Source organism: Nannocystis pusilla, from assembly GCF_026626665.1.
GTDB classification, from domain to species: domain Bacteria; phylum Myxococcota_A; class Polyangia; order Nannocystales; family Nannocystaceae; genus Nannocystis; species Nannocystis pusilla.
Genome location: NZ_JAPNKE010000002.1, coordinates 1,706,476 through 1,724,902, shown reverse-complemented (window position 1 = coordinate 1,724,902; position 18,427 = coordinate 1,706,476). Strand labels below are relative to the sequence as shown.

Sequence of the window (18,427 nt, the reverse complement as noted above, 5' to 3'; positions counted from 1 at the left end):
CCGTGCTGGGCGATCTCGACCGACAGCTGCGCGAGCAGGTGAAGCGCGCCCTCGGCGTCGAGCTCGACGGCTCGGTCACCTCGCTGGCCTTCCTCGACCACTACCTCGGCCTCGCCCGCAGCGAGACGCGCGCGCCGATCCTCGACCTCCTGGCCGCCTCGGCCGGCGCCTACTTCGGCGAGCTGGTTCGGCGCGAGTTCGGCGGCACCTGGGTGGGCCGCGCCGGCGAGCCGCGAGGGTTTCGCCTCCTGCTCGGCGCCGCCTACCTCCACTTCACGCCGGTCGCGCTCGCGCTGTCCGCGATCCTCGGCCGCGAACCGGACGACGAGGACGTCGACTGCGGCCTGCACCTCGACATCCGGGGCGGCAACGAGCCTGACGGGGCCAGCGACGCCGCTTTCATCGAGGAGCGGCTGATGGCCGTCCCGCCGGTCCCCGAGGATCAATTCTATACGCTGACCACGCGCTTCGAGACGATCGCCCTGATCGTCGATCTCCTGGCGCAGCGGCGGGCGCAGGGCGGGTCTGAGCCCCACACCTACACCCTCGACGATTATTCCCACGCCCTGTCCTAGGTATTCCGGCCGCGCGCCCCGGTGTAGACTGCGCCCGAGCGATGCCCGAAACCGCCGAGATGCCCCTGCTCGAGATGTTGCAGGTGCTGTCGCGGACACCGACGAGTGAGCCGCAACTCCGGGCTGTGGTCGCCGTCACGTGTGCGCGTTGGTGTGTCGTGCGCGGCGAGGACGGCGAGGCCCAGCGCCTGCTGGCCCACGCCCTGGAGCTGGTGCCGGACCTGCGGCCGGCGATGCGCCTCCTCTACCGGATCTTTCTCCGGCGCGGCGACATCCGCAACTCCGTTCGCTACCTCGATCTCGAGATCCGCGCCACTCGCCACCCGCGCGAGGCGGCGGCGCTCTACCGCGAGCGAGGCCAGCTGGTCGAGACCCACTTCAAGGATCGCGCCGCCGCTTTGCAGTGTTATCAGGCGGCCCTGCGCGCGACCCCGAAGGACCTCGCGGTGTTGCGCTCGGTCGAGGCGGTCACCCTCGTGCAGGGCAACCTCATGGCGCTGGTCGCCAACCTCGAGGCGCAGCTCGAGGTCCTGCACGACCCGCGGGCCGTCGCCGCCGTCGCGCGCGACCTCGCCGTGCTCGAGACCCGCCAGGGCGGCGACCTCAACCTCGCCGCGGCCCTGCTGATCGCCGCCGGCGAGGAGCAGCCCGGCAACCTCCTCCTCATTCAAGACCTGTTCCGCGTCGCCGAGGCGGCCGGCAACGCCGAGCTGATGCTGCGCGCGCTCGAGGCCGAGGCCGACGCGCGTCCGCCCGAGCAGCGCGCCGGCCCGCTGGCCCGCGCCAGCCTCGTCCTGCGCGAGGTCCGCGAGCGCGCCGGCGCCGTCTCGCTGCTGCACGCGGCCGCCAAGCTGCAGCCCGACAACTTCAGCCTGTGGCGCAACCTCGAGGAGCTGGCCATGGCGACGGCGCGCTACGACGTCGCCGTCGAGGCCTGCGCCGGTCAGCTCAAGGCCATCGGCGGCTCCGACCCCGGCACCGAGGCCGAGCTGTTCTACCGCCTCGGCAAGCTGGCGATGATCCGCCTCGACCGCGTCAGCGAGGGCCTCGGCGCCATGCGCCGCGCGCTCAAGCTGTTCCCCGGCCACACCCCCGCGCTCGAGGACGCCGGCCGCTACCTCATCGCCAACGAGTCGTGGCACCAGCTGCTCGAGCTGCTGAAGCTCCAGGTCGCGACCGCCGACGCCGCCGGCCTCAGCCCCGAAGAGCGGGCCCAGGCCCAGCTGCGCGCCGGCCAGGTGCTCGAGGAGAACCTCAAGGAGCTCGAGGGCGCCCGCCAGCTCTACGAAGAGGCCGTCGCCTCGTCGCAGACCTACCGCCCCGCGCTCGACCGCCTCGAGCGCGTGCTCCTCCAGCTCGGCCGCTTCGACGGCCTGCGCGAGCTCTACAGCGGCGAGCTGCAGCGCGGCGTCGGCGGCCCGCGCCGCGTGTTCCTGCTGTCGATCCTCGCCCGCCTGCACGAGCGCCAGGGCGATCCGTCGGCCGCCATCAAGTGCCTGGTCGCCCTGCTCAAGGAGTTCCCGGAGCACCTGCCGTCGCTGCAGCAGCTGGCCCGCCTGCTCGCCAAGGCCGGCCGCGCGCGCGAGCTGCTGCAGGTCACCGAGCAGGAGATCAAGCTGACCATCAGCCCGCTGCGGCGCGCCAAGCTGCTGTTCCGCAGCGCCGAGCTGGCGCTGCAGATGGGCGACACGGGCCACGCCGAGGCCAGCCTGCAGGAGTCGCTCGAGGAGGTCCCCGACCACCCGCCGACGCTCGCGCTGCTCGAGCGGATCCTCCGCGACCGCGGCGACGACGTCGGCATCATCGACCTGCTGCGCCGCCGCCTGCAGCGCGCGGTCGATCCGGCGCAGCGGCTGTCGCTGCACCTCGAGATCATCCACCGCCTGCTCGCGCTCGGCGAGCTGCCGCAGGCGCTCGACGAGGTCGACCTGGTCCTTCAGACCTGGCCCGAACACCTCTCGACGCTGCACACCGGCGAGCGCCTGGCCGCCGCGCTCGGGCGCACCGACGCGCTGCTCGGCTACCTCGCGCGTCACTTCGATCTGTCGCGCGGCCAGCGGGCCCGCGCCCTGCTCATCTACCGCGCCGCGCTGGTGCGGGCCTCCGATCCCGCCGGGATCTGGGCCGACCCCGGGCAGGCCGAGCAGGCCACCGGCGAGCTGCGCCGCGCGCTCGCCCAGTGGCCGAGCCTCGGCGGCGGCTGGACGACGTTGCTCGAGCACTGCGCCGCCAACGGCGACGGCGCCGAGCTGCGGGTCGCCGCCCGCGGCGCGCTGGCCCACGAGCGCGGCCTCGGCAACCGTCAGGCCGCCGCGCTGCTGCTGGCCGAGCTGTCCGACTCGCCCGCGCTCGGCGTGCAGTACCTCGAGGCCGCCGCCGAGGCTCGCCCGCGCGACCTCAACACCCAGCTCCGGCTCGCCCGGGCCGCCCGCTTCAGTCGCCGCCCCGACCTCGTGCGCGCCGGCATGTCCGCCGCCCTGGCGATCACCTCGGTCGAAGAGTCGGGCGACCTCACCTTCAGCCACAGCTTGCGCTACCGGGCCGCCCGCGCCGCCGAGTCGGCCGGCGACCTCGACGCCGCCGACACCGGCTACGCCGAGATCCTGGCCAAGGATCCGCGCTACGACCAGGCGCGCCGCGGCCAGGCCCGCATCGCCGCGCGCCGCAACCTCGGGCCCACGCGACGTGCTGCGGCCGAGCTCAACACCGCCGCCGCCGGCGAGAAGGACTACGTCGAGCGGGCCGCCCTGCTGTGCGGCAGCGCCGACCTCTACGTCCGCGCCGGCGACCTCGACGAGGCCCTGTCGCGCCTCAACGCCGCGCTCGTCACCTGGCCCAAGTACCTGCCGGCCCTGCACGCTAAGGCCTGCTTGATGGAGCAGCGCGGCGCCCCGGCCGACCTCGTCGTCGCCGCCGACCTGCTGGCCCAGATCGCCCTCCTCGTCGGCGATCCGGCCCACCAGCACGCGCTGGGCGTGCGCGCCGGCCTGCTCGCGGTGCGGGCCCGCGATCCGGCCCGGGCCTGGCGCGCCCTGGCCCGCGCCCTCGACATCGAGCCCACCTCCGATCCGGCCTTCTCCGCGCTGTGGCGGACCCGCGAGCAGCACGGCCGCGAGGGCGCCCAGCCGCTGCTCGGCCCGCTCACCCGCCGCTTCGACGCCCTCATCGCCGCCAAGTCCCTCACGCCCGAGGCCGCCCGCGCGATCGCCCGCATCGTCGAGGTCAGCGACGGCAACCACGGCGCCACCGGCCTGCTCGAGCGGGCCGTCGGCTCGTTCCCCGAGCACGTCGCGTTGCGCGTCGACCTCGCCCGCCTCTACGCCCGCGCCGGCCGCGGCGCCGAGGCCGTGGCCCAGCTGCAGGAGGCCCTCCAGCGCGAGACCTCGCCCGAGCTGCGGGCCGTGCTCGAGTTCTTGCTGGCCGACGCGCACGAGCGCAACGGGGCCCCCGACGCCGCCTTCGAGCACTACCTCGCCGCCAGCCGCGGCGGCTTCCAGGCCTTCGTCGCCCTGCGGGCCGCCGATCGGATCGCCTCCGCCATCGGCACCGTCGATCAGCGCGTCGAGGTGCTGCAGCGCCTGCTCGAGCTCGGCGACGCCGACGAGCGCGTGCGCAGCCTGCGGGCCCTCGCCGACATCGATCGCCGCGTCCGCGGCCGCCCCGAGGAGGCCGCCGGCCTGCTGCGCGAGCTGCTGCGCCTGCGCCCCGCCAACACCGACGTCATCCTCGAGCTGCACGCCCTGCTCATCGAGCTCGGCCGCGGCGACGAGGCCCGCGTCGCCCTGCAGGCCGGCATCGCCGCCCAGCGGGCCCTCCTGCGCGACCGCGGCCTCGTGCGCCCGCACAAGGGCAGCCGGCCCGACCCCGAGGGCGTCGACGCCGATCCGATCGCCGGCCTGTTGCGCCTGTTCGACGCCGCCGAGGAGTCGGGCGGCGTCTACGTGTGCGCCGCCGTGCTCGAGACCGTCGACCCCGATCTCGTCCCCGCCAGCCGCCGCTGCGAGGTCCTGCAGCCGGCGCCGTGGCCCTTGCCGACCGCGCCCGACAAGCCGCAGCCGTTCTTCACCGTCGACGACCCCGCCTGCGCCGCCGCGGTGCACCTCCTGCAAGCAGGCGTCAAGTACATGTCCGGCATCCCCGGCGCTCCGCCGCCGCCGGTCAACCTGGCGCAGCGCCACAGCTTGCCGGCCGCCAGCTCGGTCGCCGTCGTCACCCGCGCCCTGGCCCGCACCCTCGGCGTCGGCGATCCGCTGCTGTTCCTCAACCCGAGCGACGACAACGGCGTCGTCGCCCACGTCGGCACCGCGCCGGTGCTGCTCATCGGCCGCAAGATCAACAGCGCCCCGTTCTCGCCCGGCTCGCGCGAGGCGATCGGCCGCGCCCTGTTCCGCCTGTCGACCGGCGGCGACCACCTCCACCACGCCATGGAGGACGAGGGCGTGATGGCGGTCATGCACGGCCTCGCCAGCTGCGCCGGCGTCGAGCTCGACGACATCCACCCGCGCGACGAGAGCGTCTCCGACGCGATCATCGAGGGCCTCGCCGGCGCCGGCGTGGCCGTCGACTTCGGCGACGACGCCGAGGTCCTGGCGCGCAACCTCCAGCAGTTCTCCATGCCTGTCCTTCGGGACACCTTGCGTCAGGGCGAGGATCGGGCCGGCGCGATCGCCTGCGGCGACCCGCGCGTGCCGCTGCGCCGACTGGCTGCCCGGCCCGCCGGCACCGACGCGGCGCAGGCCCCCAGCCTCGCCCTCCCCCGCGCCGCCGCCCTGGTCGCCTACCTCGTGTCCGAGGAGCACCTCGCGCTGCGTCGCGCCCTCGGCTACAACGTCGAGCTCGAGCTCGAGCTGAGCGACGTCGAGGAGCTCCCCGCATGACCGGCCCGCGCAAGCCCCTCCCTCTCGACGAGTGCGGTCGTCCGCTCGACCTGGGCGCCGCCCCGGCCGAGCGCGTCACCGGCAGCGGCCCGCCGCCGTCGCTGCTCGACCTGCCCGACGCCTTCTGGCCGCTCGACCTCCCGCTGGCCCCCGGCGCGCTGGCCCTGCCCGCGGTCGACTGGTGGCTGCTGGCCGACGTCCTGGCCGCCGAGGCCGCGCGCGAGCAGAGCCCCGACCTGCGCGCCGCCCTGACCGGAGAGACAGGTCGAGTCCAGCGCGAGCGCCTGGGCCTCATCGAGGGCGACGACGTGCTCGCGGCCGGCAGCCCCGCGGTGCGCCAGGTCGCCGCGGCCGTGCAGGCCGTCCGGGCCGACCTCGCGGCGGAGTTGGCCGAGCTGTTCCACGAGGCCAGCGACGACAGTCAGCCGCCGGCCGTGCGCGTCGCCGCGTGGATCGAGCACGGCCAGCGCATCGAGGACGCCACCGGCGACATCGGCCGCGCCTACGGCAGCTACCAGGCCGCGATCGTGATCATGCCCGATCACCCGATCGCGGTCGCCCTCGCGGTCGACGCCGCGATCCTGCTCAAGCGCCACGGCGAGGCCCAGCGGCTGCTGGCGACCAACGTGCGCAAGATCGACCTGCCGAGCCTGCGCGCCGCCCGGCGCCTCGACCTCGCCCACGTCACCGACGACCCGCGCCAGCGCCGGAGCTACCTCGAGCTCGCGCACACCGACGACCCCACCAACGCCACCGCGCTGCGCCGGCTGATCCGCACGATCCGCCACGACGGCGGCGGCACCCCCTCGGCGCTGTCGGAGCTGTACCGCCGCCTCGCCGGCCTCGCCGAAGATCCGATCACCGCCGCCACCGCCCTGCAGCTCGCGGTCGTCGTCCTCGGCAGCGAGCCCGTGCCCGCGCCGCTGCTCGCCGACGTGCGCGCCTGGCTGGATCGCAGCGCCGACGAGTCGGCCGCCCAGGGCCTGCTCGACGCCCTCGCCTACGCCCTCGCCGGTCAGGCCCTCGCGCGCCACGGCGGCGAGCCCGACCCCAACTACATCGAGATCCTGGCGCGCCTCGCCCCGCTGCTCGACGACACCCGCGAGCAGGCGATCGTGCGCGAGCAGATCGCCCGCATGCGCTGGAGCGCCACGCCGCTGGCCGCTCGTCAGAGCGCCATGAGCGACGACGGCACCCTGCGCCGCCTGCAGGACGGCGGCGACGACGACGTCCAGCCCGACCCGCTCACCGACGACGAGGCCGCCGCGTATCGCCGCCTCGAGGTCGACCTCCGGTTCGTGCGCACGCACCTGCCCGAGCAGCGGTGGGTCTGGCAGGCGCTGGCCGACATCCTGCGGGCCACCGGCGACATCCCGGCGCTCGTCTCGCACCTCACCGAATGGGCCCAGCACCAGCCGCACGGCGCCGAGCGGGCCGCCATCCTCGTGCGCCTCGGCTTCGTCCACGAGGAGCTCGAGCGCAACCTGCCGCGCGCCGCCGAGGTCTACGAGCTCGCGGTCGCCGAGGACCCGCGCAGCGCCCACTGCCTGCGCGCGCTCGGCAGCGTCTACGAGAAGATGCGGCGCTGGGCCCAGGCCGCCGCCACCTTGCAGCGGCAGGCGCGGGAGTCGAGCGAGGGCAGCGAGCGGCTGGCCGCGCTGCGCCGCATCGCCGCCATCGCCGAGAACGAGCTGCACGACGTCGACCTCGCGATCGCCACGCTGCAAGAGATCGCCCAGCTCGATCAGGACGACGTGCTCGCGCTCTACCAGCTCGCCGGCCTGTGCCGCACCCACGGCCGCACGCCGGTGCTGATCGGCACCCTGCAGCTGCTCGTCGATCGCCTCGAGGAGAACACCGCCCGCACCGCGATCCTCGTCGAGCTCGGCGAGGCCCAGGAGTTCCACCTCAAGCAGCGCACCGCGGCCCGCGAGGCCTACGAGCGCGCGCTGGCGATGACGCCCGGCTACACCCCGGCGCTGCGGGCCCTGGCCCGCATCTACCGCGACAGCGGCGACCTCGACGACCTCCTGCGCCTGCACGAGCCCGAGCTCGACCCCACCAGCGATCCCGCCGTGCTCGCGCTCAAGGCCGGCCGGATCTGCTTCGAGGAGGTCGGCGACATGGACCGCGCGATCGACTACCTCACCCGCGCCTACCGCCTGAACCCCGACCTCGTGCCCGCGCGCGAGGGCCTGTTGCAGCTGCTGTCGGCCAACGGCCGCGTGCGCGAGGCCTACGACCTGCTGCGCGCCCAGGACCTGCCGCACAGCCCCGCGCTCCTGGCCGACTACCACTACCGCCTCGGCCTGCTCGCCGAGACGCTCGCGCGCAAGGACGCCAGGCCCGAGTCGGACACCGCCTTCGTCGACGAGGATCGGGCCCTGCAGCACTACCGGGCCGCGCTCGCGGTCCAGCCGCTGCACGGCCTCGCCAGCGAGCGCGCGCGCCGGCTGCTGGTCGCCAACCGCGACGTCGCCAACCTCGTGCGCCTGCTCGAGGATCAGAGCCAGCACCTGAGCGGCCCGGCCAAGGCCGGCGTGCTGGTCCACCTCGCGCGCCTGCACCTCGCCGAGCGCAACCTCGACGAGGCGCGGCGCACCTACGAAGAGGCGATCGAGCACACCCCCGACGACGCCATCCTCCTGCGCGAGTACAAGAACCTGCTGCGCAAGACCGGCGACACCGAGTCGCTGCCGAATCAACGGCTCCGGCTCGCGCGCGTCAGCGAGGACACCCACTACAAGGCCACCCTGCTGGTCGAGTCGGCCGAGGTCCTGCTGCGCTCCGCCGCCCCGGAGGACCGCGAGTTCGCCGCCAACGCGATCCTCGGCGCCTTGCGCGAGGACCCCGGCAACCCCTACGCGGTGCGCCTGCTCGAGGGCCTGCTGTCCGACCCGAACAACCCGCTGGCGATGACCGACGCCGTCGGCGCGCGCGGTGCGGGCCCAGAGCGACGGCGAGCGGGCCATCTTCTACCTCGAGAGCGCCGAGCTGCTCGAACAGGCAGGTGCCATCAACGAGGCCCAGCGGGCCTACCGCGCCGCCCTGCGGGCCATGCCCTCGCTGGCCCCGGCCGAGCTCGGCCTGCAGCGCGTGTCCTCCGGCGCCGCGCGCGAGTCGGCCGCGCCGAAGACCAAGGCAGTCAGCGTCCACACCCTCATGGCCGAGGCGCGCGACGCCGCGGTGCGGGCCGGCAACTCCGGCAAGCCGGCCGACGCCGAGGTCGCGCTCGGCCTGCTCGGCCAGATCTTGGGCCGCGATCCGCACTACCGCGACGCCATCGGCCTCGCCCGCGCCCTGGCCAGCCAGCTGCCCGAGCCCAAGCCCGCGCTCGACCTCCTGCGCACCGTGTTCGGCCGGATCAGCGACGCCGGCCTGCGCTACGAGCTCGGCGTCTACCTCGGCGAGCAGAGCACCCGCGACGAGGACGCGCTCGCCTACTTCACCGTCGCCGCCCAGGCCCGGCCCGACGGCAAGCAGGCCCTCCGCGGCCTCGTGCGCTGCTACCAGCAGCTCGGCAAGGAGGCCGAGTCGGCGCGCGTCATGGAGCAGCTGCTCGCGCTCTACGACCCCGCCGATCCCTCGGCCGTCGACCTGCGCCTGATCCTCGCCGGCTACCTCGCCCGCGCCCCCGAGACCCTCGCCCGCGCGCTCGAGCACGGCCGGATCGTCCTCTCCTCGCGCGGCGACGACCCGCGGGCCATCACCCTCATGGCCGGCCTGCTCGAACGGACAGGTCAGCCCGCCGAGGCCGCCGAGCTGCTCGATCGCCTGTGCGCCCGCGAGCGCGACCCCGATCGCCTGCACGAGCTCTACTTCCGCCGCGCCAGCCTCCTGGCCGAAGTGCCAGGTCGCGAAGCCCAGGCGCTGGCCGCCGTCGAGCGGGCCGCCGAGCTCGGGCCCGGCAACCGCACCACGATCCTCCTGCTCACCCGCCTGCTCGAGCGGCTCGGCCAGACCGAGCGCGTCTCCACCTTCCTCGAGCCGATCCGCCTGGCCATGCTCGGCGGCATCGGTCGCGGCGCGCTCAACCCGAGCGACATCCGCCTGCTCGCCGAGGTCGCCAACCGGCCCAACCCTGGTCTGGCGCAGATGGCCCGCCTCCTCGTCCACGCGCTCGAGCCCGGCGAGTCGATCGGCCTGCCCGACGGCTTCATGCGCCCCGCCTCGGCCCAGGGCCTGCAGGCCGCCTTCGCGACGCCGGCGCTCCGGCAACTCCTGTTCGCCCCGGGCGAGCTGCCCGACATCAACGACCTGCTCACCTGCGTCGAGACGGCGATGGACCGGATGTTCCCCGAGTTCACCGGCCTCAACGGCGACGAGACGGTGCCCGTCCCGCCCAACGTCGACACCGGCGCCATCCGCAACAACCTGCAGCAGTGGTGTCGCCTGCTCGGCATCGAGGACATGGCGATGCGCGCCACCTCGATCAACAACACCGTCGCCGTCCTCGACGAGGGCGAGGAGCCGACGCTGCGCCTCGGCGTCAACCTGTGGCTGCGCGGCGACCCGATCAGCTGGCGCGGCCTCGGGGCGCTGGCCCTGGCTCGCCGGGCCCTCGGCGGCGGCCGCGTGCGCTCGCTGGTGCCGGTCGAGCTCGACCTCATGATCGCCGCCAGCTTCGAGGTCACGAAGGTCTTCAACGCCATCACCGCCGACCCCGACGCCCGCCGCCTGCGCGACGTCGCCAACAACCTCGGCAAGAACCTGCCCCGCCGCCAGCGCCGCCCGCTGCTGCGCGTCTGCCAGGCCCTCTCGAGCCACCACTTCGAGCCGGCCGCCACCGCCCGCGCGACCCTCACCACCGACCTGCGCATGGCCCTGCTGCTGTCCGGCGACGTCGCCGGCGTCCTGTCCGCCGCGTGCCTCCTCGACGGCTTCGCCAACGGCAACATCAAGCAGCGCATCGTCCTCAGCCGCAACGCCCAGGACCTGTGCGTGTGGATGCTGAGCGACGCCTACCTGGCCCTGCGCAAGGCCGTGGCCTGAGCGGCCGGCTGGCCTGCGGGACATGCCCGCCAGGACATGCCGCCACGGGCATGTCCTGACGAACATGTCCCTGAAGCCAGCCTGGCCCCGCGCCGCGTCGAGCCCAGTCGCCGTCTCGTCCTCGCGCGACCGAGTCGTCGCGTTCTCGCGAGCCGACCGCTCAGCGCTTCGCCAGCAGCTCGGCGTGGTGGCGCAGGTGCTCGCCGATCAGCGTCGCCACGAAGAAGTACCCGTGGTCATACCCCGCGTGGCGATGCACCTCCACCGCTTGCCCCGCCCGCGCGCACGCGGCGGCGAACAGCTCCGGGCGCAGGTGCTCGCCGAGGAACTTGTCGGCCTCGCCCTGATCGATGCGGATGAGGTCCGGGCGGCGGTGGCCGTCCTCGACCAGCGCGGTCGCGTCGTACGGACGCCAGAGCTGCCGGTCCTGGCCGAGATACGCCGAGAACGCCTTGGTCCCCCACGGCACCTGCGACGGCGCCACGATCGGGGCCAGCGCCGACACCGACGCGAACTTCCCCGGCTCGCGCAGGCCGAGGACCAGCGCCCCGTGGCCGCCCATCGAGTGGCCCATGATCCCGAGCGCCCCGGGGCGCAGCGGGAACTTGTCCGCGATCAACGCCGGCAGCTCCTCGGCCACGTACGAGTACATGCGAAAGTGGGGCGCCCACGGCGACTCGGTCGCGTCGACGTAGAAACCCGCCCCCTGGCCGAGGTCGTAGGCCGGGTCGTCGGCCACGTTGGGGCCGCGCGGGCTCGTGTCGGGGGCGATCACGACGAGACCGAGCTCGGCCGCCCAGCGCTGGGCCCCCGCCTTCACCGTGAAGTTCTCCTCGGTGCAGGACAGCCCGGACAGGTAGATGACCGCCGGCAGCGCGCTCGAGCGGCCCTGCTCGGGCACGAACACCGACAGCCGCATCTCCGTCCCGGTCGCCGTCGACGCGTGGCTGTAGGTCCCCTGTACGCCGCCGAAGCAGCGGCTCTCGCTGATCGTCCGCAATCCCATCGCCTGGGACCCTAGCACCGGCCGCGCCCGCGCGGAAGCCTCCCCGGCGACCAGGGCCGCGTCCTCGCGCGAGCCCCCGGCCCCCTGAGCCCGCTGCGCCGCGCCGGCCCGCGCCGCGCGGTTCACATGTCCGCAAGGACAGGTCCGGGCCAAGCCACCCGGTCGATCGTGTCGCCAGCCGCGGCCCTGTCCGCAAGGACAGGGCCGGGCCCGGCCACCCCGACGCTCGTCGCGCCGGCCGCGGCCCTGTCCGCAAGGACAGGGCCGGACCCGATCACCCCGACGATCGTCTCGCCAGCCAAGACCCTGTCCGTAAGGACAGGCGCCGAGCCCCTCCCTCGCCGCCGTCGGCGAGGACGTGCACACCTGTCCCGCGAGCCAGGCCGACGCAGCCTGTCCGCGAGGACAGCCGTACATATCCCGAGGGACAGACCCGGCGTCTCCGCGCCAGCCCGCTAGAACCGGCCGCTGAGGCCGAGCCCGCCGCCGCCCGGCGTGAGGGCCGGGAACACCGACAGCACCGACGCCCGCTCGCGGTTGATCCGGCGGTGCTTCGCCAGCCTGACCGAGGCCATGATGATGAGGCCGACGCCGGCGGCCGCCAGGAACACGCCGGCGGCCGTCGCCAGGTCGCGGCGGACGTTGGAGTCCAGCTCGATCTGCGTCGTCGCCGAGCCGCTCGAGCCGGTGTCGCCGGTGTCGCCGGTGTCACCCGTATCGCCGGTGTCGCCCGTCGTGTCGCCTTCCTCGCGGAAGTCGATCTTGGCCGACTCGGCGGTCCCCTCGGCCGCCTGCTCGGCGGAGCTCTTCTTGAACTCGTGCGTGCGCGACCAGTAGATGAGCCCCGCGCCGCCGGCGCCCAACACCACGCCGACCGCGAACGCGGCGCCGATCCACGGCGGCGCCGAGGGCTGGACGATCGCGCGGTTGTAGGGTCGGCCGCCCGGCGCGGTGTCGATCTCCGGCGGGATCTTCTTGATCTTCGGCTGCGCCTCCTCGATGCGCTTCATCAGCTCTTCGAGGCGCTTGCGGGCGTCGGCGGTCTCCTGGTAGCGGTCGCAGACCGAGCCGTAGCGCTTTTTGCAGGCGCGCAGGTAGTCCGAGATGATGAGCTGCCCGCGCTTGAGCATGTCGACCTCGCCGGACTCGACGTACAGTTGCTCGTACGCGGTGACCGCGTTGAGCAGCATGGCCGAGCGGACGCTGTGGTTCGACTCGTTCTCGGACAGGGCGTCGAGCGCCTTGACCCACATGCGGGCCGCCTCGCGGTAGTTGCCCTCGTCGAAGCGGGCCGACGCCTCGGCGTCGAACTGCAGGGCGAGCGTGTCGCTGCCGACGTTGGGCTTGCGCGACATCGAGATCCCCGAGCTGTTCTTCGGGCCAGATCCCGAAGTGGCGCGGGCGCCGGGGGCGACCTGCCCCTCCTCGAGCGGGGCGTCGGGGATCGCCTCGTCGCCGGCGTCCGGCATGTCGGGGTCGATCGGCCGGCTCGAGCTGGCGGTCCCGACCGGGGCGTCTTGCTTCTTCGCCGGCTTGGCGGCCACGGGCGGCGCGATCAGCGAGATTGCGAGCACGACGCACAGGCCGTGGAGCGGACGACGCGAGAGCTGCATGGACGTCCGTGAGGATGACGCGACCCCCCGGCTCGCGCAAGGCCCCGCCGAAAACGTCAAAAAGCCCCTCCAGACCCGCCTCGGCGCCATTTGGGCACGCCGCCGGGTCAAGTTGACACGCCCTCGTTGTCAACCTGGCGCGGCGCACCTGCGCACCCCCCGGTTTGCGCCGAAAACTCGCCTCGCGCGCGCACATGTGCGAGGGGCTGGGCGTGACCCCGAGCGAGACCGCGGCCCCGGACCCGGGAGACGACCCCGTCGTCGCACCCGCGGAGGGTTCGCCGTCGCTCGTCGCGGACGAGGGCGAGGAGCGGCGGGCCATGGACCCCTGGCTGTTCTTCGCCGCCATGTCGCTGGCCTGCCTCGGCCTCGTCATGGTCTACAGCGCCAGCGTCTACACCGCGCGCGTGCGCTACCACGACTGGGAGTACTTCCTCGGCCGCCAGAGCGTGCTGTTCGCGCTCGGCACCGCCGTCATGGTGCTCACGTCGCGGCTCGACTACCGGATCTTCCGCCGCTTCGCCCCGCACCTGATGGGCATCGGCCTCATGGGCCTCTTGCTCGTGCTCGCCGTCGGCGACGAGGTCAACGGCGCGCGCCGGTGGATCCGCGCGCCCGGCATCAACATCCAGCCGAGCGAGCTCGCCAAGGTGTTCTTGGCGATGTTCCTCTCGGCCATGCTGGCCCGCCAGGGCGAGCGCGTGCGCCGCTTCAAGGCCGGCTTCCTCCCGCCGCTGCTGGTCGCCTCGCTGACGATGGTCCTGGTCCTGCTCGAGAAGGACCTCGGCACCACCATCCTCCTCGGCGCCGTGACGCTGACCGCGTTGTTCGTCGCCGGCACGCGGATCACCTACGTCGTCGCCGCCATGATGCTGGCCGCGCCGCTGGCCTGGTCGCAGATCGTCGGCGTCGGCTTCCGCAAGGGCCGCCTGCTCGACTTCCTCTCGGGCGAGCAGTCGTACCAGATCCAGCAGTCGCTGATCGCCGTCGGCTCGGGCGGCACGTGGGGCCTCGGCCTCGGCGCCGGCCGGCAGAAGCTCGGGTTTTTGCCCGAGAACCACACCGACTTCATCCTCGCCAGCATCGCCGAGGAGCTCGGCCTCGTCGGCGTGTGGACCGTGATCGGCCTGTTCTGCCTGCTCGTGTGGCGCGGGCTCGTGGCCGCCCGCGGCGCCCCGGACCGCTTCGGCACCTACCTCGCCGTCGCGCTCTCGGCCCTGTTCGGCTTCCAGGCCTTGATCAACATCTCCGTGGTCCTCGACGTGATCCCGGCCAAGGGCATCACCCTGCCGTTCCTGTCGTACGGCGGCTCCTCGCTGCTGGTCAGCATGGGCGCCACCGGGGTCCTGCTCTCGATCTCCCGCCGCCCGCGCCCGTGGCGGATCAGCGACCAGCGCAGCCGCGCCCCCGCCTCCGAGCGGCCCGCGCGGACCGACCGCCGCCAGCGCACCGCCGAGCCGCCGCGCAAGTCGTGGTGGCCGTGGAAGCGCGCCGCGGCCGCGTCGAGCGGCCCGCGCCGCAACGCCCGGATCGCGCGCTCCTGAGCCCCGCGCGCCGGCCTCCGCGCGCCGCCTCGCCGCCCGTGCGCACGCCGGTGTCCGAGCGCCGGCCCCGGGCGGGTGGCGAGCGCCCGAGAAATCGCCAATACTCACGCGCAAGTGCCCCTGCGCGCCCTGCCCGAAGCGCTCACCTATCGCGTCGACCTCGCGCCCGCCGAGGTCCTGGCGCGGCTCCGCGGCGACGCCGACATCCAGATCCTCGAGGGCTTCCCGGCCCGCAGCCGCAGCCGCCGCCGGTTCCTCGCCGAGCTCGGCCCGCGCAAGTTTCGCGTCTGCCAGAACCTCACCGCCGGCGTGGTCGACACCGGGCCGGCCGTCATGCGGCGCATGACCCTCGAGGCCGAGCTCGTCCCCATGCCCCAAGGGACAGACGTGCAGGTCCGCTTCATCCGCGGCCCGTTCGCCCGCCAGGCCAGCTTTTGGATCATGTGGGCCGCCTGCCTGGCCTGGCTCGGCCTCACCGGCATCACCGGCGCCAAGCTGGGCCTCGTCGGCATGTTCATGGCGCTGACCATCCCGGCCTTCTTCTACGACCTCGCCCGCGCCCGCGGCACCGACGAGGAGCGCATCGAGCTGCTCAACCTGATGGAGCACCTCCTCGGCCCCTCTCTGGTCGGCGACAACCCGCTGGAGAACACCCCCTACCGCCGCCCCCGCCGCCTCCCGCAGGCCATCAGCTGAAGCACGCGGAGAAGACCTCCCGCAGGCCTGCGACGCACAGAACGGAGCGCGTGAGACCGCTGGCCGCGATCCGAAGCCGGCAACGCCTGAAATGGAGCGCGCACGACGGCCCGCGGCCCGACCCCTCCCGCAGACCCCGAACTCTGCGACGCATCCAATGGCGCGCACGATGGCCCGCAGGTGAACACCTCCCGCAGACCTCGAGCCGAACTCTGCGACGCATGAAGTCAGCGAGGTCGGACCACGACCGCTTCCGCGAACGCATCGTCGGGCTCGTCCTCCCGGGCTCGATGTCCCCGGGCCCGTCGTCCCGTTGCTCGTCGAACCGTCGGTGTGTCCGAGCGAGAGCTCGGGCCGATCGCCGCTCGCAGGCCGCCGCCGCGGATCGGGAATTCACCGTCTGCAGTGCGCCCGCGCGCGGCGGCGGGGCGGTCGCCTTTATTCCCGATGCTGCCGGCCCGGAGCCTCACGTCGCGTGTGATGCATGCTCGCAGCGGCGACGCCCGGCGCGCCGGCCCGCGCCTCGACACTCGAGGCGCGCGCGGCTAGCTTTGCCGGGTCATGCTCCGCGTCGTCGTCGCGTCGTTCGTCCTCGCCGTCTCCGGCTGCATCTTCTTCCCGCCAGCGGGCGACACCGACAGCGACAGCGGCACCGGCGGTCAGACCGGCGCCGACCTCTTCATCGCCGTCGGCGACTCCGGCGCCATCGTGCGTTCGACCAATGGCGCCGACTGGGTCATCTCGACCTCCGGCATCACCACCGCCCTCAACGACGTCGCCTACGGCGGCGAGATGTACGTCGCCGTCGGCCAGGCCGGCAAGATCCTCCACTCCGACGACGGCGTCGAGTGGAGCGCCTCCTCGAGCCCGTCCACGCGCGATCTCTACGCCGTGCGCTGGCACGGCACCCGCTTTATCGCCGTCGGCGGCGACTACAGCGTCGGCGCCGAGACCCTCGAATCCGACGACGGCATCACCTGGACGCGGCCCGACCTGCCGGCCCCCAAGCACATGCTCGTCGACCTCGCCGGCGACGGCGTCACCCTCGTCGCCATCGGCAACTACCAGGCCGACGCCATGAACTTCGGCGCCTTCAACTGGCAGGACGGCGTCGGTTGGGTCCAGCGCGTCGACGGCAGCCCGACCGGCGATCGCTACAGCGCCCTCGGCCACGGCGCCCCCAACTTCGCCATGCTCGGCCCGATCAAGAGCGCCTACTCGGGCGACGGCCTGACCTGGAATTACACCCCGCTGTTCAACCTCGCCGCCGACCCGCGCGGCCTCACTTACGGCCCCGGCGGCTGGATCGCCGTCGGCGGCGGCGGCCAGATCCTCGCCTCCGCCGACGCCATCACCTGGCTCGTGCGGGCCTCCCCGTTCATGACCAACCTGAACGACGTCGCCAGCGACGGCCAGCGCCACGTCGCCGTCGGCGTCGGCGGCAACATCGCCTACAGCCCCGACGGCCTGACCTGGACCGCGGTCACCCCGCCGCTCACCTCCGAGCTGCGAGGCGTCGCCCACACCCGGCAGTAGCGGCCCCTCTCCCGAGGCTGCCCTTCCAGCCATGTCCCATTCGACATGTTCTTACGAACATGTCTCCAGGGTCATCGCCAGGCTCTCGGACCGCGCCGGGTGCGTCGCTGCGGCTCACGCCGCGAGCAGCACCGCCCCCGGCCCCCCGACTTCGCTCGCGGACGCCACAGCCCCGCGAGCGAGTAGCCGCCCCACGCGCCCCGCCGCGAGCGCCAGCGCGCCGAGGGCTGCCGCACTCCGGATGCGGCGCGCCGGCCCCGCGCCCGCCCGGCGAGCGCGCGCAGCCCCGTGTGCACCGGCGGCTCGGTCGACCTCGACCTCGTCCCCGGCGCGCGCGAGCACGCCACCGGCACCAGCTTCGCGCCTGTCCCTGCGAGCCGCAGACGCAGCGCGAGATAGACACCCTCCACCGCGCTCGATCCTGGCACGACGCGCGCGCGCGACCACGCTCTCGGCGGTCCCACGACGAGGCCCTCGCGCTCTTCCTGTCGCGCGGGCATCCTCGAGTTCGCATGCGAAGCGAGGCGGCGGCGATCGGCATCCTCATCACGGCGTTCGCCGGCGCCTGTCTGTTCCACGACGATCCCACCGGCCCGGCCACCGACACCGCCGCCACCACCTCGACCGGCTCCACGACCGACGTCGTCCCGACCGCCGGCGAAGATCAATGCCCGAACAACTGCCCCGCCCCGGGCCCCTGCCAGGAGGTCACCTGCACCCACGGCGTGTGCGGCGTCGCCGACCTGCCCCAAGGGACAGTCTGGCCGAGCCCCCCGGCGACTGCCGCCAGGACGTGTGCGACGGCAAGGGCGGCCTTCAGAGCGAGTTCGCCGACGACCCACCGAACCAGGTCCCCGGCGACTGCCAGCGGTTCGTGTGCGAGGCCGGCGACGCCGTCGTCATGCTCGACGCCGCCGACGTCCCCGACGACGACAACGACTGCACTGACGACACCTGCGAGGACGGCACCCCGACCAACACGGTCAAGGCCATGCACAGCGCCTGCGGCCCCGGCGGCGCCGAATATTGCCACACCGACGGCGCCTGCCGCCCGTGCAAGCAGGTCACCGACGCCTGCGAGGATTACGGCCAGGAGCCGCACGACAACCAGGAGACCGCGCAGAACCTCGGCACGATCACCGACGCCGACGACGACGGCTCGTTCGTGTGCGCCACCATCAAGGGGAAAAACGACGTCGACTGGTACACCTTCGCCGGCGACGACGCCTTCCTCAACTACGTCGACCCGGTGCGCAGCCTGGTGCAGCAGAACGGCAGCGGCGGCCGGGTCTGCGTCTACCTGCAGTGCAACGGCGGCGGCACCAGCATCAATTGCAACGGCGCCGCCCCCGACACCGCCCCGCTGGGCCAGAAGGGCTGCTGCAGCGCGACCACGGTGGCGCCCAAGCTCAACTGTGACGGCCTCGACGACAGCGCGAAGGTGTGGATCCGCGTCGACACCCCGGACAACCTCGCCTGCGTGCCCTACCAGCTCGACTACCATTTTTGAGGAGCCGCCCGCCCAGGGCGGCCATCGTCGCTCGCGGGGGATCGGCTTGCAGCCAGCCGTCCATCGCGCCCGCGGCCG

Annotated in this window: 9 protein-coding genes and 1 pseudogene; 8 read left to right on the top strand and 2 right to left on the bottom strand. The window is 73.8% G+C overall.

The features are described from left to right. Nucleotides 1-2 precede the first annotated feature (2 nt). The 4 genes and pseudogenes from OV079_RS07625 to OV079_RS07610 all read left to right on the top strand — a co-directional run bounded on the left by OV079_RS07625 (nucleotide 3) and on the right by OV079_RS07610 (nucleotide 10,444). Complete coding sequence (locus OV079_RS07625) at nucleotides 3-575, top strand: hypothetical protein (protein ID WP_267767118.1); 573 nt, start codon at nucleotides 3-5, stop codon at nucleotides 573-575. 41 nt (nucleotides 576-616) lie between these two features. Further along, complete coding sequence (locus tag OV079_RS07620) at nucleotides 617-5,452, top strand: tetratricopeptide repeat protein (protein ID WP_267767117.1); 4,836 nt, start codon at nucleotides 617-619, stop codon at nucleotides 5,450-5,452. Then, nucleotides 5,449-7,470 (top strand): annotated as a pseudogene (locus OV079_RS57400) (tetratricopeptide repeat protein); the annotation flags it as partial. The gene OV079_RS07620 and the pseudogene OV079_RS57400, both read left to right, overlap by 4 nt. 922 nt (nucleotides 7,471-8,392) lie before the next feature. Then, nucleotides 8,393-10,444 (top strand): tetratricopeptide repeat protein, encoded by a 2,052-nt coding sequence (locus OV079_RS07610; RefSeq protein WP_267767115.1) that lies wholly within the window; start codon nucleotides 8,393-8,395, stop codon nucleotides 10,442-10,444. 160 nt (nucleotides 10,445-10,604) lie between these two features. Here OV079_RS07610 and fghA read toward each other — a convergent pair whose 3' ends face one another. Both fghA and OV079_RS07600 read right to left on the bottom strand, forming a co-directional pair. Further along, the gene (gene fghA, locus OV079_RS07605; protein ID WP_267767114.1) at nucleotides 10,605-11,450 is read right to left on the bottom strand and encodes an S-formylglutathione hydrolase; all 846 of its coding nucleotides are present in this window, start codon (nucleotides 11,448-11,450) and stop codon (nucleotides 10,605-10,607) included. Between the two features lie 455 nt (nucleotides 11,451-11,905). Next, entirely contained in the window at nucleotides 11,906-13,063 is a 1,158-nt protein-coding gene (locus tag OV079_RS07600) for a hypothetical protein (protein WP_267767113.1), read from the bottom strand. A gap of 212 nt (nucleotides 13,064-13,275) precedes the next feature. Between OV079_RS07600 and ftsW the strand changes: the two genes are divergently transcribed. The 4 genes from ftsW (at nucleotide 13,276) to OV079_RS07580 (ending at nucleotide 18,349) form a co-directional block, all read left to right on the top strand. Continuing rightward, the gene (gene ftsW / locus OV079_RS07595) at nucleotides 13,276-14,607 is read left to right on the top strand and encodes a putative lipid II flippase FtsW (RefSeq protein WP_267767112.1); all 1,332 of its coding nucleotides are present in this window, start codon (nucleotides 13,276-13,278) and stop codon (nucleotides 14,605-14,607) included. Between the two features lie 114 nt (nucleotides 14,608-14,721). Further along, complete coding sequence (locus tag OV079_RS07590) at nucleotides 14,722-15,303, top strand: hypothetical protein (RefSeq protein WP_267767111.1); 582 nt, start codon at nucleotides 14,722-14,724, stop codon at nucleotides 15,301-15,303. 561 nt (nucleotides 15,304-15,864) lie between these two features. After that, the gene (locus OV079_RS07585) at nucleotides 15,865-16,839 is read left to right on the top strand and encodes a beta propeller repeat protein (protein ID WP_267767109.1); all 975 of its coding nucleotides are present in this window, start codon (nucleotides 15,865-15,867) and stop codon (nucleotides 16,837-16,839) included. Nucleotides 16,840-17,566: 727 nt separating this feature from the next. Then, entirely contained in the window at nucleotides 17,567-18,349 is a 783-nt protein-coding gene (locus OV079_RS07580; RefSeq protein WP_267767108.1) for a hypothetical protein, read from the top strand. The last annotated feature ends 78 nt before the right edge of the window (nucleotides 18,350-18,427 follow it).